This window comes from Streptomyces sp. NPDC086766 (genome assembly GCF_044746005.1).
Taxonomy (GTDB): domain Bacteria; phylum Actinomycetota; class Actinomycetes; order Streptomycetales; family Streptomycetaceae; genus Streptomyces.
This window is the reverse complement of the sequence record NZ_JBIVBI010000002.1, coordinates 282224-302349: the sequence shown is the minus strand read 5'-3', so window position 1 is coordinate 302349 and position 20126 is coordinate 282224. Positions and strand designations below refer to the sequence as shown.

Here is a 20126-nt window from a genome sequence, read left to right as displayed (position 1 = left end):
CGGCCCGCAACCGGCATTCCTCGAAGGCGTCCTCGATCATCACGACCGTACGGCCCTGGGACAGGTCCAGGATGGCGCCCGCGAGCAGGTGGAGGACCTACGGCGGGTGCTCGTCCACGGTCTCGTAGGACAGCGGCATTCCGGTGGACACGTCGACCACGCCCGCGCAGGAGGCGGCGCGTGATCCCTTCAGACCTCCGGGCCGAGCACCCGTACGGGCAGCGGGCGCAGGTCCTCGCGCAGGGCGGCGGCCAGTTCCCGGTACTCCGCGCCGCGGGCCGCGCCGCCGCGCATCACGAGGGCGATACGGCGGGCGGGGGCGGGTTCGGCGAAGTAACCGGTGAGGAGCTGGTTGCTGCGGGAGGTCTCGACCTTGAGCGCGGTGCGCGGCAGCAGGGTGCAGCCGAGTCCGCCGGCGACGAGCTGGACGAGCGTGGACAGGCCCGCGGCGGTCGTGGTGACCGGCGCGTCCTCGCGCCCGGCCTCCCGGCAGATGTCGAGGGCCTGGTCGCGCAGGCAGTGCCCCTCGTCGAGCAGCAGCAGGTTCAGCTCCCTGAGCGCCTCCCGCGGGATGCCCTCGCGGCCGCCCAGCCGGTGGTCGAGCGGGGTGACCAGCACGAAGTCCTCGTCGAACAGCGGGAGTTCGACGACGCCGGGCACGCCGAGGGGCACGGCGAGCAGCAGCAGGTCCAGGCGCCCGGCGGCCAGCCCCTCCAGCAGGTTCGCGGTCTGCTCCTCGTGCACCTGGAGGTCGAGGTCCGGGTAGCGGTCGTGGACGAGCCGCAGCACCGTGGGCAGCAGGTACGGGGCCACGGTGGGGATGACACCGAGCCGCAGCGCGCCCGTGAAGGGGGCCCGGACCGCCTCGGCCTCCTCCAGCAGCGCCCCGACCTCGACCAGCACCGCCTTGGCGCGGACGGCCAGCCGCTCGCCCTCGGGTGAGAGCAGCACCTTGCGCGTCGTACGCTCCAGGAGGGTGACACCGAGTGCCTCCTCCAGGGCGGAGACGGCGCCGGAGAGCGCCGGCTGGCTCATCCCGATCGCCGCGGCGGCGTCCCGGAAGTGCAGGTGCTCCGCCACGGCCGCGAAGGCACGCAGCTGTGCCAGGCTGGGCTGCCTGCGCTTACTACCCACGGTCACTGATAACCACCTCCGATCAACTTGACCGAGTGTAGCTATTTCCGCAATCAATGCACCCTGTGCCAGCATCGTCAGCGTCCAACCCATGGGAGGCGCCGACACAATCGGTGTCTCCTCGCTGCAAGGAGAGCGTGTGCTCACTGTCGGTGACAAGTTCCCCGAGTTCGAACTGACCGCCTGCGTCTCGCTGGAGAAGGGCCAGGAGTTCGAGCAGATCCACCACAAGTCCTACGAGGGCAAGTGGCTGGTGGTCTTTGCATGGCCGAAGGACTTCACTTTCGTCTGCCCGACCGAGATCGCCGCTTTCGGCAAGCTGAACGAGGAGTTCGCCGACCGCGACGCGCAGATCCTCGGCTTCTCCGGTGACTCCGAGTTCGTCCACCACGCCTGGCGCAAGGACCACCCGGACCTGACCGACCTGCCGTTCCCGATGATGGCGGACTCCAAGCACGAGCTGATGCGGGACCTCGGCATCGAGGGCGAGGACGGCTTCGCCCAGCGCGCCGTCTTCATCGTGGACCCGAACCGCGAGATCCAGTTCACCATGGTCACCGCGGGCTCCGTCGGCCGTAACCCCAAGGAGGTCCTGCGGGTCCTGGACGCCCTGCAGACGGACGAGCTCTGCCCCTGCAACTGGTCCAAGGGCGAGGAGACCCTCGACCCGGTCAAGCTGCTGGCCGGTGAGTGAGCATGTCGCTCGACTCCCTGAAGTCCGCCCTTCCTGACTACGCCAAGGACCTCAAGCTCAACCTGGGCTCGGTGATCGGCAACTCGGACCTGCCCGCGCAGCAGCTGTGGGGCACGGTCCTGGCGACCGCCATCACCGCGCGCTCGCCGCTCGTCCTGCGGGAGCTGGAGCCGGAGGCGAAGGCGAACCTGTCGCCGGAGGCGTACACCGCGGCCAAGTCCGCGGCCGCCGTCATGGCGATGAACAACGTCTTCTACCGCACCCGGCACCTGCTGTCGGACCACGAGTACGGCAACCTGCGCGCCGGTCTGCGGATGAACGTCATCGGCAACCCCGGTGTCGACAAGGTCGACTTCGAGCTGTGGTCCTTCGCCGTGTCCGCGATCAACGGCTGCGGCATGTGCCTGGACTCGCACGAGCAGGTCCTGCGCAAGGCCGGCGTCGAGCGTGAGACCGTCCAGGAGGCCTTCAAGATCGCCGCGGTGATCCAGGCGGTCGCCACGACCCTGGACGCGGAGGCCGCGCTGGCCGAGTAGCTCCGGCCGCGTCGCACGACGTCATGGCTTCGGCCCCCTCCCACCGCGGTGGGAGGGGGCCGAAGCCATGACGTCGTGCGGCCGGGCCCGGCCGCCGGGCTCAGCCGGCCGGGTCGCTGACCGGTGCGTCGGCGGGGGCCTCGTCGGCTGCCGCGGGTTCCTGGCGGGGGCGGGCGGGCAGCCGTACGGTCCGCTCCTCGGAGTAGGACCGCAGATAGCCCACCACCGTGTTGGTCACCGCCACCAGCGGGACCGCGACGACCGCGCCGCCGATGCCCGCGATCATCCCGCCCGCGGCGACCGACAGGACCACCGCCAGCGGGTGCACCCGGACCGCGCGGCCCAGGATGAAGGGCTGCAGCACATGGCCCTCGATCTGCTGCACCGCGAGGACGACCACCAGCACCATCAGCGCGGTGAAGACACCTTGGGTGACCAGCGCGACCACCACGGCCAGAGCGCCGGACACGACCGCGCCCACCAGCGGGATGAACGCGAACAGGAAGATGAACACGGCCAGCGGCACGGCCATCGGGACGTTCAGGAAGTAGATGCCGAGACCGATGAAGATCGCGTCGATCAGCGCCACGATCACCGTGCCGCGGACGTAGGCCGTCAGGGTGCGCCAGGCGCGCGGGCCCGCTCCGGCGACTCCCGGCCGGGCCGCCGCCGGCACCAGCTTCAGGGTCCACTCCCAGATCCGCCGCCCGTCGTACAGCAGGAACAGCGTCGAGAAGATGGTCAGGAGGATGCCCGTCAGCGCCTCCACCACGACCGTGACGCCCTCCAGCCCGGCCGACGTTATCTGGTCGGTGTTGGCGCCGACGGCGTCGCGCAGGTTCTTGGCTATCTGGTTGATCTGCTTGTCGGTGACGTGGAAGGGGCTGTGCAGCAGCCACTTGCGCAGTTCGTCGATGCCGTCCTGGATCTGGCTGGAGAGCGTGTCGATGTTCTCCATGACCTGCCAGGTCACGAACCACCCGATCAGCCCCATGATGACGAAGCCGAGGATCGCGGTGAGCGCGGTGGCCGGGCCGCGCGGCAGTCCGCGGCGGCGCAGCCGCGCCACCGTGGGCTGCATCAGCGCGGTGATGAGCAGCGCGGCCACGAAGGCGAGGACCACGAGCTGGACGGCGCTGATGGCCCGCATCAGCACCCAGACGGTTCCGGCCAGCACCAGCACCCGCCAGCCGGCCTCCGCCGCGACCCGGACGCCCCACGGCACGGCCTGGACGGGGTCGGGACGGGTCGGCGCGACGCTCGTGCGGTCGGGCACGGGGACCGTGTCCCCCGACGGCTCCGGTACGGGTCCGACGTCTTCCTTCTCGGCCTCCGCGCGGCGCTCGTCCAACCGCTCACCCATCTCGGTGAGTCCGGCGCCGAGCCGGCCGAGCCACCCTGGCACCTTCGACATGATCCGTCCTCTTCCCCCGTCCGTCCCCACCACTCCCCCCGGGAGTCGTTCCGTCACGGTACAGGGCGACAGCCCCTCCCCCTAGGACGGGGAGGGGCTGCGCGGGGTTGAGAGCGGCGCCCGCCGGACGATCGCTACGGGCGCCGTGGGCCGCTGGGGCTCAGTACCAGTGGTTGGCCGACCAGAACGACCAGGCCTGGCAGGGGCTGCCGTACCGCTCGTTCATGTAGTTGAGGCCCCACTTGATCTGAGTGGCCGGGTTGGTCCGCCAGTCGGCACCGGCGGAGGCGTACTTGCCGGCCGGGAGCGCCTGGAAGAGACCGTAGGCGCCGGAGGACGCGTTCACCGCCTGGTAGTTCCAGCTCGACTCGTGGTTCACGATGTTGCTGAAGCACTGGAACTGGTCGGCGGCGACCATCTGGCGCGCCATCGCCTGGATCTGCGCGGCGGTGTACGAGCTCTGGACGGCGAAGCTGGTGGAGTCCCGGGTCGCGCTGCGGCTGGCCGCCTCGGCCTTGGCCTTGGCGCGCTCCTTGGCCTCCTGCTCCGCCTTCTCGGCGGCCGCCTTCTTGGCGATCGCGGTCTGGGCGGCAGCCTTGCGGGCGGCCTCCTCCGCGTCCTTCTTCGCGCTCGCGTCCGCGGCGATGGCCTGTGCGTCGGCCTGCTGCGCGAGGGAGGCGGTCTGCACCTGGGCCTGCTGACCCGCGGGTATGTCCGCGAGAAGCGTCGTCGCGTCGGCTGCCGTCGCTTCGGCGTCGTTGTTCTGCGCAGTGCTGCCCGAGGCAACACCGACGACGCTTCCGACAGCGGTGACCGCGGTGGCCGAGGCCACTGCGAGTCCCCGGACCGAGATCCGGCTCACACGGGTTTCCTTCCAGCATCGCCCGCTTCGGTGACCCTGGCGGACGCAATCGTGCCCCTGACACTGGCCTCCCAACTGCGGGGTCACGGAGGCACGGGCCCGCTGGGCAACTCCCGTCACGGGAGAGCCACGTAGTGCTCGGGCGGCATACGACGACGCTATGGAGTTGGCTGTGGTGCTCAGGTGGTGCTGTACCGCTGGGGGCACAGGTGTGTCGTATGCGGGGCCTGACAGGAGTGAGACTCTGCCGTAACCCCGCACCGCAAGGCAATTCAGAAATGCGTGTGAAAGCTCACACCGTGTTTGGCCCTGGGGATTTCGAGAAACCCCCGCACACGCAGACGCCGCCCGGCTAGGCTCTCGGCCTTTACCGGACGGCGCCAACTTCCGTGCTATTGCCCCGAGGCGGGGCAATAGGGAGCGGATTCGATCAGATGTGCCCCTCCTCCAGCATTTCGGTCACAAGGGCCGCGATCTGGGACCTCTCGGACCGCGTCAGCGTCACGTGCGCGAAGAGCGGATGGCCCTTCAGCTTCTCGACGACGGCGACGACACCGTCGTAGCGACCGACCCGCAGATTGTCCCGCTGTGCCACGTCATGGGTCAGGACGACCCGTGAATTGGCGCCGATCCGGGAAAGGACGGTCAGCAGCACGTTCCGTTCGAGGGACTGCGCCTCGTCCACGATCACGAACGCGTCGTGCAGCGAGCGGCCGCGGATGTGGGTGAGCGGCAGGACCTCCAGCATCCCGCGCGCCGTGACCTCCTCGATGACCTCGCGGCTGGTGACGGCCGACAGCGTGTCGAAGACCGCCTGGGCCCAGGGGCTCATCTTCTCCGCCTCGTTGCCGGGCAGATAGCCGAGCTCCTGCCCGCCCACCGCGTACAGCGGGCGGAAGACCATCACCTTCTGGTGCTGGCGGCGCTCCAGAACCGCCTCCAGGCCCGCGCACAGTGCCAGCGCCGACTTGCCGGTGCCGGCCCGGCCGCCCATCGACACGATGCCGACGTCCGGGTCGAGCAGCAGGTCGAGCGCGATGCGCTGCTCCGCGCTGCGGCCCTTGATGCCGAAGGCCTCCCGGTCGCCGCGCACCAGGCGGACATCGCCCTCGGCCGTAACCCGTCCGAGCGCCTTGCCCCGCTCCGACTGGATGGTGAGCCCGGTGTGCACGGGCAGGCCGTCGGTCTCGGGGACCTGGACGCGCCCGGCCTCGAAGAGGGTGTCCACCTGCTCCGCGGACAGGGTCAGTTCGGACATCCCGGTCCAGCCGGAGGAGTCCGTGATGGCGAGCTCCGCGCGGTACTCCTCGGCCAGCAGGCCGACCGAGGAGGCCTTGATCCGAAGCGGCAGATCCTTCGAGACGACGGTGACGTCGAACCCCTCGGCCTGCAGATTGCGGGCGACCGCGAGGATGCGGGAGTCGTTGTCCCCCAGGCGGTAGCCGGTGGGCAGCACGCTGGGGTCCGAGTGATTGAGCTCGACGCGGAGCGTTCCGCCGAAGTCCCCGATCGGGATGGGGGCGTCGAGACGGCCGTACCGGACCCGGTAGTCGTCGAGCAGGCGCAGGGCCTGCCGGGCGAAGTAGCCGAGTTCGGGATGGTGCCGCTTGGCCTCCAGCTCCGTCACCACGACGACGGGCAGCACGACCTCGTGCTCCTCGAAGCGGCTCAGGGCGTTCGGGTCGGCCAGCAGGACGCTGGTGTCGAGAACATAGGTGCGCCGGTCGGGCTTGTGGCGCTTTGTGCTGGTCACCACGGAAGGACGTACCCCCTCGGATGAGGTCGGGGAGCGACGAGATGGAGCTGGACCGGTCGACGGCCCCCGCGCGCGGCGGGCCGAGGACCGGCCCTCCGCGGCTGCGTCCGTGCTGTGACCGCACGGTCGGGCTGGTGCAAAGGGCCTCCCGGGCGGACGGCCCCGTGCCGCCCGCTGAGATTCGACACCCGTGGTTCGGGTGTCGACCTGTCTGGCTTATGCCCTCGAACATGCGCCGTCATGCAAATGCAGGGGGCGGCGCACGTGTGAACTCCGCGTTACATCCGCCCCTGAGGGGGTATCCATGCGCCTTTCGGGCGGACCCGCCGAAGCCGGGCCCGCCGGGCCGCGCCAAGAGCACGCCGGGCGGCGTATCCGCCGGTCAGCCGCCGTGCCGGCGGTCGCGCGGCGGGTCAGCCGCCGTAGCGCCGGTGGCGGGCGGCGTAGTCGCGCAGGGCCCGCAGGAAGTCGACCTTGCGGAAGGCCGGCCAGAAGACCTCGCAGAAGTAGTACTCCGAATGCGCGGTCTGCCAGAGCATGAATCCGGACAGCCGCTGCTCGCCGCTGGTGCGGATCACCAGGTCCGGATCGGGCTGGTCGCCGGTGTAGAGGTGCCGGCCGATCATGTCGACGTCGACGGACTCGGCGACGTCCTCCAGCGCGACGCCCCTGTCATGGGCGTCGAGCAGCATGGAGCGGACCGCGTCCGCGATCTCCTGGCGGCCGCCGTAGCCGATCGCGACGTTGACGAGTATCCCGTCGACGTGGGCGGTCGTCTCCTCGGCCTCCTTCAGCGCGGTCTGCATCTGCGCGGGCAGCAGGTCCGGGGTGCCGACGTGGTGGACGCGCCAGCGGCCGTCGGCGGCCAGGGTCCGTACGACGTCCTCGATGATGCCGAGGAGCGGGACGAGCTCCTCCTGGGGGCGGTCGAAGTTGTCCGTGGACAGCAGCCAGAGGGTGACGACCTCCACGTCCGTCTCGCTGCACCAGCCGAGGAATTCCTCGATCTTCTCGGCACCGGCCCGGTGACCGTGGACGGTGCTGGAACCCGCGGCCTTCGCCCAGCGGCGGTTGCCGTCCATGATGACGCCGATGTGCTTGGGCACCTGAGCGTGGTCCAGGTGACCTTCCACCCGGCGTGCGTACAGCCTCACCAGCAGGCCGCGCAGCTTGTCGCGCAGGTTCACGTGTTCGTCAGCCCCTCCGTCTGGATCGGACGGGCGCGGCCGGGGGCGATCCCTGCCCGCGCGGCGGCCTCGTCCGTATGGCGGTCCCCGGGGGCGAAGCCTACCCCCGACCCGGCAAGGGTCCCCCCAACGGGTGCGCGTGCGCGCCCGGGTGCATCAGACGCTCCCCCCGGAGCTCCTACAAGAAACGGGCCGGTCCGTGGGGGGGAGACGGACCGGCCCGAGGGGGGGTTTCCACCATAACCCTTCGTAAGTGATGTCGCGCGCATCGGCGTGCAACAACTACTCTCCGGAGTCGTCCGGCGACGCCGGGAGACGCTCGGAGGCTGTCATTCCGGGGGTGGGAGTGGCCGGATCGCAGCGGATTCACAGGTGAATCGGACGGGATACGGCGAGAACCGCAGGTTTTGGGCCTTCTTGGTGACCATGCGGCGCGTTGCCCCCGCGTCCCCCCTCCGGGCGACCCGGCCGCGAACGCCCGATTGACGCCGCCCCGCGATCCGCCCCGCCTCCCGGGCCACGGGAACAGGCTCCGAGCAGGCGGGCGCGGCACCGCGCGACCCCCTCCACCCCGCGGTACCGCCCGCGCAGCTTTGCTCACGCGAATTGCCTTGGTCTGAACTTACGTGGGCCGGACGGGTGACGCGAGGGGCGGGTGATAACGATGCGAAAAACGGGACGCCACGACTCGCCCTTCAGGGGCACTTTCCGGACGGTCGCTTCCGGCCATCTCTCATCGCGGGGGCGGAAGGGGCCGAGGAGGCTCGGACGTGGGGCGGTGGGGCCGCACGACGGGGGGACAGCACGGCAACGGGTCGGTGGGTCGGTGGGTCGGTCAGCCCACCGGCTCGCCCGCTCGCGTCGGCTTGCGGGCGTCGAAGAGGTGGCGGGTGCTGTGGGCCACGAACGGGCCGTGGGTGGCGATGCGTTCGTGCAGCGCCCGCAGCCGGGGTGCGTACACCTCGACCGTGAAGCCGGGGACCATCCAGATCACCTTGCGCAGGAAGTGGACGACGGCGGCGATGTCGTGGAACTCCATGCGCAGGCGCTCGGCGCGCAGGTCGACGATCTCCAGCCCGGCGGCCTCGGCGTCGGCGCGCTCCCGGTCGGGGTGACGGCCGCCGCGCACCGCCTCGGACTGCGGCCCGAGGAACCACTCGACCAGTTCGAAGGCACTGGCGGGCCCGACGTGCTGGGCGAAGTAGGTGCCGCCCGGTTCGAGGACACGGACGATCTCCGCCCAGTGCGGCCGTACGGGGTGCCGGCTGACCACCAGGTCGAAGGCGCCGTCGGCGAACGGCAGCGGCGCGTGGTCGGGCGAGGCGACGACCACGACGCCGCGCGGGCGGAGCCGTCCGGTGGCCTCGGCGGCGTTGGGCGGCCAGCCCTCGGTGGCCGCGACGAGCGGGGGCACCCGGCCGGCCCGGCCGAGGGCGAAGTCGAGGACCTCCCCTCCCCCGGTCTGCACGTCGAGGGCGGCCCGCGCGCGGGCCAGCCTCCCGGCCATCGAGACGGCGTACGCCCAGGACGGCCGCGCCTCCGTGGCCCGCCCCTCGAACCACGAGAAGTCCCACCCCTCGGTGGGCACGGCGGCGCCCTCGGCGACGAGGTCCTCGAAGCTGGGGTGCCTGCTGTCTGCCATGCCCCGATGCTCGCAGGACACGATCGCCGCCCGCCTCCCCATTCACGCCCCGCACGTACGAGACCGCGGCCGGGGCGCGGTCACGCCGACGGAACCAGAGGCCATTTCACCGGGGGCCGCTCACCGAGGGGTGCTCACCGATGGCCGCCTGCCGAGGGCCGCTCGCCTACTCGCCCGGCGCGAGGACGAGTTGGGCTCCGAGCCAGAGGAGCGCACAGTGCAGCGGCACACAGGCGGACCATCCCCTCGCCCGCCGCGGGCCGTACCGGACCACCTGCACCCAGCCGACGCCCGTCAGCAGCAGCGCGAGCCCCCACAGCACCCACGCCGCCACGAGCCACGGCGTCGAGAGACCTGTGAACACCCGCAGCAGCGCGACCGGGATCAGCACGATCAGCGGCATACCCCAGGTGCCCTCGGTGACGGGGGAACCGGTTTCCGAGGACTGACCGTTCGTCATTTCCTTGCCCTTCGAGGTCATTCCGCATGACTTCGGTGCCGTCCGGCCCGCGGCGAACGGGCCGGACGGCTCACTGACGACTCAGTGGTTGAAGTGCCACCAGATGTCGTAGAGGCTCAGGCCGGGAGAGACGGCCTTGATGGCGTACTTGACGTACCACGGGCGGGAATCGACCCACCGCTTGAAGTCGTCGTACTTGCCCGCCACGGCCTTGCTGAAGCCGGCGATCTTCTTCAGCGCGGCGGCGATCTGGCTCCACTTGGGCACCTTGAGGGCCGTGATGCCCCCGGCGGGCTGGGTGGGTGCCGCGGCCGCCTGCTGAAACGCCGCCAGGTCCTGGCCTCCGAACTCGGCCATGAAGGCCTGGACTTCGGGGTCCTTGCTGTCGAGCAGCGCCTGCAACGCCCGAGCCGGGTCGGGCTCCTGAGCGGACGTCACAGCCAGCGTCGGCGCTTCGTCGGCCATCGCCATGGGGGCGGCGGCCGCCACACCCAGGGCAGCCAGCACGCTCACGGCGGCGAGACGTATGCGAATGGGTTTCACGTAGACTTCCCCTTGCAGTTCCAAGGGGGAAGAGGACGTGCGGGAACGCCGGTAGGCGTCCAAACTTAACGGCCCCCCGAATGCGCTTCTTCCCCCTGCATTCACACCCGACCGGTTGGTCGTGCCGGTCGGTCGAAAAGGGACTCTAGCAGTAAAGATCATCCCTTTGAATCGCAAAGCGTGTGCAAGGAATCACTGGCGCGAACGGAACCTTTCGCCCCCATCGACCCTCTGTACCGGATCGGCCCGTGGAGCGGATGGGCCCGTGGGCCCATGTGGGACCGCCTTCTCGTGGATACGGTGCTGGCCGTACGGAAGTACGCCGATACGACGGGCGGAGGCGGGGCGGGGATGGGACGGCGCTGGCGGGACGGGCAGGGCGAGCTGACCGTGCACGGGGACGGAGCGGCGCCGGTGACGGTCCCACTGGAGCTGGCGACCTCGTACCGGGCCCGCACCAGGGGCCTGCTCGGCCGGGACACCGTCGACGGCGCGATCCTGCTCTCGCCCGCGAACAGCGTGCACACCTTCCGGATGCGCTTCCCCATCGACGTCGCCTACCTCGACCGCGACCTCACCGTCCTCGCCGTACGCACCATGCCCCCCAACCGCCTGGGCCTGCCCCGCCTCCGCTCCCGGCACGTGCTGGAGACGGACGCGGGGGTGATGGCGGGCTGGGGACTGCGGGCGGGGGTGCGGGTGACGGTGGGGGCGGAGTAGGGGGCCGTCACCATGCGACCGTCACGATGCGGCCAGTTCACGCACTCGCGGCGGGATGGTGTCGTCGGCCGCGATACGGGCCAGGGCCGCACGGCTGAGTGTCGCCATGCCGTACCGGTGGAGCGTCATCACGGCCTGCTCCACGGCCACGCCGCACCGGGCGTACCGCTCGGCCAGTTCCATCACCCACGGGGTGACGAGGGTTTCGTCGTCGACGTACAGGCCGAGCCAGGTGAAGACCTCGCCGGCGATCCAGCCGCCGATCCACGTCGCCCACTGCCGGACGAACCACGCTCCCTGCTCTCCGTCCGGTTCCGGCGGAGCGCCGGGGATGCCGAGCAGCGCGCACTCCCGCATCGCCTCGATCATGCGCTCCCGGGTGACGTGGCGCGCATACGGCATCAGGTCCCGCATGACCTGCCGCACCTCGAGCCAGGCGGGCGGCTCCTCGTCCTCGCTCCCCCTTCCGCTCCAGGCGGGGGCGGGGACCGGATCGGGCACGGGCTCGGCCGGCCGGCAGGCCAGGAGGATCGCCCGCGCCCGGGCGACGTTCTCCTCGGTCGCCGGCAGGTCGGCCGGCCACTGGAAGCCCTCGGCCCATCCGTAGGGGAGCTCTCGTACGACGGGCGGCAGCAGGAACTCCTCCTCCGGAGCCGGTTCCCGGGCGTGCGCCTCGTAGCGGGGACGGCGCAGCAGGAGGAGCCGGGAACGGACGTAGGGGCGGAAGTCCCTGACCTCGTCGTCGTGTACGAGGTCCAGCAACGCGTCCTCGCCGTGCGGCCGGCCGAGGGCCAGGAGCAGGCGGACCGCCGGCTCCACGGCCAGGCCGACGCGGACGTAGGCCTTGGCGAGCCGGGCCGCCTCCGTGTCGTGCCCCAGGTGGGTCCCGCGCTCCAGCAGGGCGAACGCGTCGGAGGCCAGGGCCTGCCGTACCGAGGTGGCCCATTCCGCGGCCGTGGTGCGGATCTGCTCCCGCGTCGGTGGCGAGGACACCGTGGGGATGCCCAGTTCGGACCACTTCACCAGAACCTGGGACACACGTTCCAGGGTGACGTCGGCGGTGGTCGGCATGAGCCGGTGCAGCCAGGCGTCCGCCTCGTCCAGGGTGTGGTCGTCCCGTTCGTCGTAGGCGTCCCGCAGCGCCTCGTCCCAGTCGTGCGCACTGTGGCGGTGCTCGGGCAGGGAGGCCCGCAGGACCTCGAGTGCCTGGTCCACGTGTGGGGGCGGGAGCTCCTCCACGGCGAGACGTCTGCGACGGGTGAGGTCGTTCCAGGGCGAGGTCAGCTCACGCATGCCCAAGGGCAGCAGGTGGCCGGGGGTCATCGATCGGCATCGTCCTTGTTCGCCTGCAGTTCCCTGGCGATCTCGGGCAACTCGGAGACCGGGACATGCGGCAGCTCCGCCACGGCGGAGGCCACCGCGTCGATCGTGTGTACGGGTGGCTCGTCGTCCGAGGACAGCAGCCGGACACGAGTGGTCCCACCCGAGGGGCTGGCGACCCAGTAGGCGGACGGGACGTCCTCCACCGCCGGGTAGAGCACCGCGGCCCCGAGTGCCGAGGCCAGTCGACCGGCGAACTCCGCCTCGGAGGGAACCTGGTCGAAGAGCTCGTCGAGGACGTGGACGTCCAGCGACATGGACAGATCCCCGCGGAGTCCGCTGTAGCCGCAGAGCACGGGAGCGGCCCAGTCCCGTGTGCTCTGGTCGCCGTCCCGGTCCGCGACATCGACATCGACGGCGCCCGCGCCCACGGCCTCGATCAGGGCGTCGGCGAGCACGGCAGGACCGACCGGCCTCCCGGTCAGCAGCAGGTCGTAGATCATTTGTACGTCCCGTCGTAAACCTTCTTGGCCTTGGCCACGGCCTCCGGATTGTTGGCGAATCGCGGATTCTTCGTCAGCGCGGGGGCGTTCACGTCGCCGTTCGCCTTGGCTATCTCCGTCAGAGCGGCGTACTCGTTGCGGTCCATCATCACGATCCCCGGACCGGAGTCGGGGTACATCCGCCCTGAGTCCTCGATTCCGTACGTACGACCGTTGATCTCGTAACGGTTGGTCTGCTTGTTCCACACGGCCTTGTTCTCGGCGATCGCCTTGATGTCCGCTGCCACATCGCCCTCGTGCCCCTTCAGGATGACGCTGTTCTTCGGCCTGACCTGGCCGTGCTTGGCCCCGGCCACGGTGTGCCTGGGGTGCGGGAACTTCAGCGTCTTCCCCGCGGCCGGCCCCTCCACGTCCGGGCCGGCGACCCACTCCTTCTTCTTCGCCTGGACGTCGTCGGACGTCTTCTCCGCCTCGTCCGCCTGCTTGCGGGCCTCCTGGGCCTGCTTCTTGGCCTCCTCGTCGCAGCCGTCCTCGGCGAGCATCACGTACGGGGAGGAGGCGCCTGCGGCCAGGACGGTGGTGCCGGTGCCGGGGGCGCCGGTGAGGGTGCCGGGGGCGGCTTCGCGCGGGCCGTCGCCGTACGGGGTCCGGCGGGCCGGGGCGGAGAGGGTGCAGCCGGACTGCCTGGCCTTCTTCTCGGCCTCGTCGGCCGCCTCGTCGGCCTGCTTGGCCGCCTTCTCGGCGCCCTCGACGTCTCCCGCCTTGGCCGCCTTCCTGGCGTCCTCGGCGGCCTTGCCCGCCTTCTCCGCGAGCTTGCCCAGCTTCGCGAGCTTGCCGAGTTTGCCCAGCTCGCCGACCTTCTCCACGACCTTGGCGGCGTCGTAGCCGGGGATGAAGAGGGAGCCGACGTTCCACAGGACGTGGGTGACGGCGCGGGTCTTGTCGCCGTTCTTCCAGTCGTTCGCGACGTCGTCGCCGACGAACATGTCGTAGAGGACCGTGCCTCCGGTCTTCAGCGAGGCTCCGCCCCAGTCCAGGACGGCGCCGAGGTAGTCGCCCTTGGACCACTCGTCGCGGGCGCCCTGGGAGTCGTCCCACCAGTCCTCGCCGAGCTGCTTGCCGTAGTCGCCGATGCCCTTGAGGGTGTCGAGGGGGTGGCGGACCATGCCGTAGATGCCGGTGAGGTCGCCCCAGACGCCGTCGACGAACAGGCCCTGGCCGACCTGCTTGACCTGGTCGCCGGCGCAGCCGAAGAAGGCGCCGACGCCGGAGAAGCAGCCGTCGTCCTTCTTCTCCGCGCCGTCGTCCTTCTTCTCCGCGCCGTCGTCCTTGTTGTCCCCGTCGCTCCGGTCCCCGTTCTCGTTTCCGTCGCCGCTCGTGCCGCTGTCGGTGGTGGTGCCGCCGTTCGCGGGGCCGGAGTCGCCGCCGTGGGTGTTCTTGCCGTCGGTGGTGGTGCCGGAGGGGCCGGTGCTGGGATCGGCGCCGGAGGCGCTGGTGTCGGTGCCGTTGTTCGCCGGGGCCGGGCAGCCCATGCCGACGACCTTGCAGACCTGGGCCTGTATCCCCCCGTATATCTGCGTACCGAGACCGCTGACCACCAGCGCCGTCACGATGGCGACGACGATGGCGACCAGGCCGGCGTACTCGACCGCGGTCTGCCCCTCGTCGCCGCCGCGCCGCCACCGGATCATCCGGGCCAGCGAGAACGGGCGGCGCTCGGCCCGCTCCAGCTCCGGGAGCCCGTACCACTCCCGGCTCTCGGACTGGAGCAGGAAGTAGACGATGAGGACGGGGAGGAAGAGCTGGACGCCGCCGCGGGCGGAACCGGCGGCGAGGTTGGCGAGCCCGCCGAGGATCAGCCAGACCTGGACGGCGATCAGCCCGCGCCTGACCCTGGCCCCGCCCTCCCAGCTGCGCCGGGCCAGCCACCACCCGAGGACGCCGGGCGCGGCTCCGTAGGCGACGAGGGCGATCACGCCTCCGTCGAGGACGTCGTACGACGACGCGGTCAGCACCAGCCCGACCCCGCCGAGCACGGTGGCGACGACCAGCACGTGCACCAGCGTCAGCGCCACCGACAGCGACCGCGGCATCCCGCGGCGCCCCCCGCGCCCGGACGACCACGATCCCTCGAACTCCGGCACTCCCCCGACCGAGGCCATGCCCCCTCCCCCCACGTCGGCACACAACTAGGGGGAGGTTAGGAAGGAAGCGCCCGCCCAGGATGGGCCCGTGGGCCCAAAACGACACCCAAAGAGCACGACGCCCCCGGCAGGCGAAAGCCCTCCGCGCCGCGATCGGGGAGATCGGGGCGCGGAGGGCCGGTCGTTTTCGCGGTGGTCAGCTCTGGGTGCGCGGGAAGGACACCTCCACCCGGCGGTTCTTCTTGCGGCCGGCCTCCGTGGAGTTGTCGGCGATCGGGTACTGCTCGCCGTAGCCGCGGACCTCGAAGGTGATGTTCGCGTCGTTCAGGTCCTGGTCCAGGACGTCCTGTACGGCGTTGGCGCGCTGCTTGGACAGGACGTCGCCGTGGGCGGAGGAGCCGAGGTTGTCGGTGAAGCCGAAGACCCGGACGTGGGTGGACTTCTGCTTCTTGATCTCCTCCGCGATCGCGGCGATACGGGACTTCGCCTCGTCGCTGAGCTTCGCGCTGTCCTTGCCGAACAGCACCTCGGCCTGGAGCGCGAAGGTCACGTCCGTGTTGGTGTCCGAACGGCGCTCCTCGCCGCCCTGGTCCTCCACCACCGACTTGATGTCGAGGACTTTGGGAGCGGCGAGGGTGGCGCCTTCCGGCAGCTTGAGGTCCGGGTCGTTCGGGTCGACCTTCACGGGCGCGGACGCGGAGGCCTCCGTGCCCGGGGGCACGCTGGGACCGTCGTCGGCGTGCGCGACGACGGCGCCGTAGAGGTTGGCCGCGACCATGACCGTTGCTGCGGCGAGGGTGAGTGCGAGACGTGGGCGCCCGCCAGGGGTGTGGGTCATCGCGGCCGCCTCACCCGGAGATCTGGATAGTGCCACTGGAGAAGGTGGGAAGTTGGAAGCTCACTTCGGCCGTATTGGCCGGTGGTGCCGGGAACTGCATGAAGATCGCGACAGTGGCGCCCGCCTTGACGTCCTGGACACCCGTCGTGGTCAGGGGGCGTCCATCGGTGTCCCGCAGCACGTAGTAGCGCTTCTTGCCCTTGGAGTCCACCAGGGTTGCGCCACCGAAGGACTGGCCGTTCTTCATGATCTCGGTCTCGTTGCCGGTGAGCTGAGAGGAAAGAACGGCGGTCTGGCCCCCGTCGTTCTTCAGCTCGCCGTTGACCGTGACGAACCCGCCGGTGTCCCTCTTGGCCGACGTGATCTTCAGAACGAGACCATCGGGACCCCTCAGCTCGGCCAAAGGCTGATCCGACTGCCCTTCTTGAGCACTTGGCCCGGATCCCCTGCCCCTCGGTGCTGACGCCGAACCCTGCGGCTTCTTGTCGCCGTCGCTGCCACCGCAACCGGCCACGCCGAAGGCCAATCCGGCAGCCACGGTCAACGCGACCAGCCCCCTACGGGCCTTCGCAGTGAACCGAATGCTCATCGTTCTGCTTCCTTCTTCACTCGTCGTTCGCTTGTCAGTCGGAGTCGGCCAGATGGACGTCGAACAGGTCCTCGGGGCCAGGAAGATCGGTGAGGTGAAGTGGATCCAGGGCCCAGATCCTGTCCCTGCACTTGAGCTGTGGCAGCACATCGTCCCCGGCATTGGCGGCGAGGGGTTTGAAGGTGCAGAGGGGCCTGATCACGGCGGTGGCAGACGCATGGGAGCGCTGACTCTCCGTACCAGGAACCAGCGAGTCCCCTACGGGTTTGGCCGCTTGGACCTCGACCGTGTAGCTCATGCGCCACGGATTCGGGTTGCACCCGGTCACACCCGCGTCGTTCTGCGCAGCGAGTTGATCGGCCCGCGCGCATCCCCCGAACTCCACGTTCTGGCCGTCGAAGATGTCCTGCCACTTGGTCGGGTCGCGCACGTCTTTCACCCAAGCGCCCGCGAGTTGGTCCCGGGTGTCCTGTGCCGCTGCCAACGCCGCCGCGTCGGCCGCCGTCTCAGCGCCGTTCCTGTTCACCGCGGCCTGGCCGACCGCAAAGTAGGCGAACGCGAGAAAGAGCAGGCCCCCCACCACCGTGATGTAGATGGGGAAAGCCTGCCCTGCGTCGTCGAATTTGCGGGGTCGGATCAAGGAGCGACCTTGGTGACCTGTGCCTTGATCTTGTCGAGAATCGTCTTGCCGATGTCCGTGCCGGTGATCGCCAGCACGATCGCCACGACCACCGCAATGATGCCCAGGTACTCGACCGCGGTCTGCCCCTTGTCGCCGGCGCGGCGCCGAACGGCCGCAGCCGTGGTGTTCTTCCAGCCGTTCACGCGGACTTGGGTCGCAACGGCCGTCTTCAGCATCAGGTCGCTCATGGTGTTCCCCTCCAGGCTCAGTCTCGGTGTCGCTCGCGACACGAGAAAAGTAGGCCGGGAAGCCCGATGCACCGGAGGGTCCCAGGGCCCATTTCCGGGCCCAAAACAGGGCCCACCCGCTCCCCCGTACCGTCATTGCAGTTCACCCCACCCCTCGTCCGGAGCCCGGAGCCGTGCCCAGCCACTTCGCCGCGGCCTCCGCGCGGCTGGTGCTGTGGAGCTTGGCGAAGATGCGGTTGATGTGGTTCTTGACCGTCTTCTCGCTGATGAAGCAGGTGGCGGCGATCTGCTGGTTCGTCATGCCGGAAGCGATGAGGTCCATGATCTCCGCCTCCCTCGCGCTGAGTTGGAACCTCGACCTGTCGACGGCGGCCGGACGGCCACCCGTCCACCCAGACGACGACTGTCCCACATCCGGTTGCAGTTGCGAAAGGTTTTCTGCGGAAACACCTGAATGGACGCTTTTTGAGAAATCCGCTTCGTGTGCAGTCGCACCTCCCAGCCCCTCCGGCAGTGGTCCGCCACCCACCCCCGGCCGCTGGTCACCGCGCAACTGCGCCAGCAGCGCGCCCGCCGCCGTCGGGGTGAAGTGGGCGCGGCCCTCCTTGATGTTCCGTACCGCGCTCACCAGTTCGTCCGCCGTGAACTCGCCGTGCACCAGGTATCCGCCCGCGCCGCGGCGCAGCGCCTCCTGGACGATCTCGGACTCGCGGCTGTACGTGAGCATCACGACCGGGGCGATCCGCACCAGGTACGGCAGCGCCGAGATGCCGTCCACGCCGGGCATTCGGACGTCCAGCAGGACGACGTCCGGGTGGTGGAGCTGGGCGGCCTCCCACGCCTCGCGGCCGTCGGCGGCCTCCGCGACCACCGTGATGTCCGCGCGGCCGGACAGCAGGGCCGTCAGGCCCGCGCGGACCACAGGGTTGTCGTCCGCGACGACGACCCGCAGGGGTGCGCTCAGCGCGGGCCGGGGGAAGCCTTCGAAGGGGTTCGGGGACGGGGACTGTTGCCGGGGGCCGGGGTACGGAGTCGTCTCGTCCGGCATCTGCGGCCTCCTCTCGGACGGGGGGTGGGGGGACGGGGTGGTGCGGGATCCGTGCGTCGGTGTCATGCGGGTGGTCCGGTCAGGGCCGCCAGCGGGAGTTCCAGGCGGACTTCGGTGCCCCGTGGGTGCGCGCCGCGGCCGATGCGGATGCGGGCGCCGACGGAGGCGGCCCGTTCGACCATGCCGACCAGGCCGAAGTGGCCCGCGCGGCGCAGCTGTTCGAGGCTGGTGCCCGCGGGCAGGCCGCGCCCGTCGTCGTACACGCTGATGCGCAGCAGACCGCCGTGGACTCCGGCGTGTACGTCGACCCGTGTCGGCTCGGCGTGGCGGTGAGCGTTCTCCATCGCCTCCGAGGCGATCGTGAGGAGCTGGCGGGCCACGGCGGCCGGGACCGGCGGGACGGCGTGCTCGCCGGTGGGGTGGTAGACGGCGGGCAGGTGGGTCCGTTTGCCGAAGTCCCGGGTGCGGGCCGCCAGTTCGACCAGTACGTCGGTGCCGTGGCCGGGGTCGGACTCGCGGCGCAGGTCCGCCAGGAGTTCGCGGGCCTCCGCGGCGGCGCGGCGGGCCGAGCGGGCGACCAGTTCGGCCTGTTGCCTGACCAGCGCCTGGTCCATGCGCTCGGCTCCCGCCGAACCGGCGAGGCCGTCGGCGGCCAGGGCCACTCCGTGCAGGGTCTTGGCGACCGAGTCGTGCATCTCGCGGGCCAGCCGGGCGCGTTCGGCGGCGACCGCCTCCGTGACGGCGAGGCGGGCCTGGACGGTGGTGAGGGCCTCGGTGGCCTCGCCGAAGCGGAGCATGAGGTTGCGCAGGGTGGAGCCCACCGCCCCGCTGATGACGCACAGTCCGGGCAGGAGTGCCACCTGCGCCGGATCCGGGTGGGCGTGCCGCCCGGCCGTGAGCACCAGCAGGAGGATCAGGGACTGCAGGGACGCGAAGGCCGCCGCGCCGCGCCAGCCGTAGACCAGGCCGGCGAGCAGCGGGGTGCAGACGCTGACGTAGGCGAGCGTGGTGTCGGGGCCCGCGGACACCAGGAGCAGCGAGCCGAAGAGGGTGTCCACGACCAGGAGGCTGGGGTGGCGCAGGAGGAGGGGGCCGAAGCGTTCCCAGTCCCGGAAGAGGACGTAGGAGCCCATGAAGGTGACCACGACCGCCGCGCCGACCAGGCGGGTGGCCAGGCCGGGGGCGGCGTTGACCAGGGCGGAGGGCGCGGCCAGGGCGATCATGGCCAGGCGGAAGCCGAAGACCTGCCGGCACATGGCCTGGAGCGCGTTGATCTGGATGGCCGTCTTCTCGGGGGCCGTCGGTGCGGTCGGCGCGGGTGTGTCCCGGGGGGCGCCCGCGTCGGCGGTGGGGTGGCCTTCGTGCGGCGGCGGTGCGGCGGGCGGCGGCCCGGCCGGGGCGGGACGGACGGGACCAGGAGGACCGGCGGGGCCGGTCTGCGCCGCCACCGGTCCGGCGGGGCCGGACCCGGCTCCGGACCCCGTGCCGGCTCCGGAACCCGGGCCGGCCCCGGCCGTCGCCGACGACGGCCCGGCCGCCGCAGCGGGGACCGGCGCCTCCGGCGCACTCGACGCGCCCCGTACACCGGGCTCACCCGGCCCACTCGGTCCACCCGGCGCCCCGGAGCCTGCCGTCGGACTCCCGCCCGTCGCCGGACTCCCGGCCACCGCCGGCTGCGCACCGGCCACCGGGCGGACCCTCGCCGGGCTCCCGCCCCTCCGCACGATCCGTACCGTCCGCTCCACGCCGGCCGCGCCCCCGTCGTCGGCCCCCGCCGGACGCGTGCCGCCCGTCCACGGGCTCGTCTGCTGCGGCACACCCGGGAGGGCGGCCGTCGCGGGTTCCCAGCCGGGTGGGAGGGCCGGG

20 protein-coding genes and 1 pseudogene are annotated in these 20126 nt (G+C 71.0%); 3 read left to right on the top strand and 18 right to left on the bottom strand.

Annotated features, from left to right (window positions below):
* Window positions 1–10 precede the first annotated feature (10 nt).
* Both ACIPM1_RS04510 and ACIPM1_RS04505 read right to left on the bottom strand, forming a co-directional pair.
* A pseudogene (locus tag ACIPM1_RS04510) lies at window positions 11–193 on the bottom strand (hypothetical protein); the annotation flags it as partial.
* Entirely contained in the window at window positions 190–1134 is a 945-nt protein-coding gene (locus ACIPM1_RS04505; protein ID WP_356191899.1) for a hydrogen peroxide-inducible genes activator, read from the bottom strand. The gene ACIPM1_RS04505 and the pseudogene ACIPM1_RS04510, both read right to left, overlap by 4 nt.
* A 139-nt stretch (window positions 1135–1273) precedes the next feature.
* Between ACIPM1_RS04505 and ACIPM1_RS04500 the strand changes: the two genes are divergently transcribed.
* Window positions 1274–1828, top strand: coding sequence for a peroxiredoxin (locus tag ACIPM1_RS04500; protein WP_356191889.1), 555 nt, complete (start codon window positions 1274–1276; stop codon window positions 1826–1828).
* 2 nt (window positions 1829–1830) lie between these two features.
* Entirely contained in the window at window positions 1831–2364 is a 534-nt protein-coding gene (locus ACIPM1_RS04495) for an alkyl hydroperoxide reductase (RefSeq protein ID WP_402428797.1), read from the top strand.
* 100 nt (window positions 2365–2464) lie between these two features.
* On the opposite strand, the gene ACIPM1_RS04490 is transcribed toward ACIPM1_RS04495, so the two are convergent.
* The 7 genes from ACIPM1_RS04490 to ACIPM1_RS04460 all read right to left on the bottom strand — a co-directional run bounded on the left by ACIPM1_RS04490 (window position 2465) and on the right by ACIPM1_RS04460 (window position 10228).
* Window positions 2465–3778, bottom strand: coding sequence for an AI-2E family transporter (locus tag ACIPM1_RS04490; RefSeq protein WP_402428794.1), 1314 nt, complete (start codon window positions 3776–3778; stop codon window positions 2465–2467).
* Between the two features lie 160 nt (window positions 3779–3938).
* Window positions 3939–4640: a transglycosylase SLT domain-containing protein gene (locus tag ACIPM1_RS04485; protein ID WP_402428791.1), complete on the bottom strand. Its 702-nt coding sequence runs from the start codon at window positions 4638–4640 to the stop codon at window positions 3939–3941.
* Window positions 4641–5070: 430 nt separating this feature from the next.
* Complete coding sequence (locus ACIPM1_RS04480; RefSeq protein WP_356189568.1) at window positions 5071–6396, bottom strand: PhoH family protein; 1326 nt, start codon at window positions 6394–6396, stop codon at window positions 5071–5073.
* A gap of 413 nt (window positions 6397–6809) precedes the next feature.
* On the bottom strand, window positions 6810–7583 hold the full coding sequence (locus ACIPM1_RS04475; protein ID WP_356189566.1) for an isoprenyl transferase: 774 nt from the start codon (window positions 7581–7583) through the stop codon (window positions 6810–6812).
* Between the two features lie 835 nt (window positions 7584–8418).
* Window positions 8419–9225, bottom strand: a complete 807-nt coding sequence (locus ACIPM1_RS04470; protein ID WP_402428786.1) for a methyltransferase domain-containing protein — start codon at window positions 9223–9225, stop codon at window positions 8419–8421.
* A gap of 166 nt (window positions 9226–9391) precedes the next feature.
* Window positions 9392–9685, bottom strand: coding sequence for a hypothetical protein (locus tag ACIPM1_RS04465; RefSeq protein ID WP_402428783.1), 294 nt, complete (start codon window positions 9683–9685; stop codon window positions 9392–9394).
* Between the two features lie 81 nt (window positions 9686–9766).
* The gene (locus ACIPM1_RS04460) at window positions 9767–10228 is read right to left on the bottom strand and encodes a hypothetical protein (RefSeq protein ID WP_402428781.1); all 462 of its coding nucleotides are present in this window, start codon (window positions 10226–10228) and stop codon (window positions 9767–9769) included.
* Window positions 10229–10579: 351 nt separating this feature from the next.
* Between ACIPM1_RS04460 and ACIPM1_RS04455 the strand changes: the two genes are divergently transcribed.
* Window positions 10580–10948: a DUF192 domain-containing protein gene (locus tag ACIPM1_RS04455; RefSeq protein ID WP_402429412.1), complete on the top strand. Its 369-nt coding sequence runs from the start codon at window positions 10580–10582 to the stop codon at window positions 10946–10948.
* 21 nt (window positions 10949–10969) lie between these two features.
* Here ACIPM1_RS04455 and ACIPM1_RS04450 read toward each other — a convergent pair whose 3' ends face one another.
* The 9 genes from ACIPM1_RS04450 to ACIPM1_RS04410 all read right to left on the bottom strand — a co-directional run bounded on the left by ACIPM1_RS04450 (window position 10970) and on the right by ACIPM1_RS04410 (window position 19708).
* A complete protein-coding gene (locus ACIPM1_RS04450; protein WP_402428778.1) occupies window positions 10970–12271 on the bottom strand; it encodes a hypothetical protein in 1302 nt (433 codons plus the stop codon).
* The gene (locus tag ACIPM1_RS04445) at window positions 12268–12771 is read right to left on the bottom strand and encodes a hypothetical protein (RefSeq protein ID WP_402428775.1); all 504 of its coding nucleotides are present in this window, start codon (window positions 12769–12771) and stop codon (window positions 12268–12270) included. Before ACIPM1_RS04445 ends, ACIPM1_RS04450 begins: the two co-directional genes overlap by 4 nt.
* The gene (locus ACIPM1_RS04440) at window positions 12768–14933 is read right to left on the bottom strand and encodes a hypothetical protein (protein WP_402428772.1); all 2166 of its coding nucleotides are present in this window, start codon (window positions 14931–14933) and stop codon (window positions 12768–12770) included. The genes ACIPM1_RS04445 and ACIPM1_RS04440 overlap by 4 nt, the downstream gene beginning before the upstream one ends.
* Before the next feature lie 178 nt (window positions 14934–15111).
* On the bottom strand, window positions 15112–15753 hold the full coding sequence (locus tag ACIPM1_RS04435) for an OmpA family protein (protein WP_356189550.1): 642 nt from the start codon (window positions 15751–15753) through the stop codon (window positions 15112–15114).
* A gap of 10 nt (window positions 15754–15763) precedes the next feature.
* Entirely contained in the window at window positions 15764–16342 is a 579-nt protein-coding gene (locus ACIPM1_RS04430; RefSeq protein WP_402428769.1) for a hypothetical protein, read from the bottom strand.
* Between the two features lie 34 nt (window positions 16343–16376).
* On the bottom strand, window positions 16377–16979 hold the full coding sequence (locus ACIPM1_RS04425) for a pilus assembly protein TadG-related protein (RefSeq protein ID WP_402429409.1): 603 nt from the start codon (window positions 16977–16979) through the stop codon (window positions 16377–16379).
* The gene (locus tag ACIPM1_RS04420; protein WP_402428766.1) at window positions 16979–17212 is read right to left on the bottom strand and encodes a hypothetical protein; all 234 of its coding nucleotides are present in this window, start codon (window positions 17210–17212) and stop codon (window positions 16979–16981) included. The genes ACIPM1_RS04425 and ACIPM1_RS04420 overlap by 1 nt, the downstream gene beginning before the upstream one ends.
* Before the next feature lie 142 nt (window positions 17213–17354).
* Window positions 17355–18260, bottom strand: a complete 906-nt coding sequence (locus ACIPM1_RS04415; RefSeq protein ID WP_402428762.1) for a response regulator — start codon at window positions 18258–18260, stop codon at window positions 17355–17357.
* Between the two features lie 62 nt (window positions 18261–18322).
* Window positions 18323–19708 carry a sensor histidine kinase gene (locus ACIPM1_RS04410; RefSeq protein WP_402429406.1) on the bottom strand — a complete coding sequence of 462 codons (1386 nt, stop codon included), beginning with the start codon at window positions 19706–19708 and terminating at the stop codon, window positions 18323–18325.
* Window positions 19709–20126 lie beyond the last annotated feature (418 nt).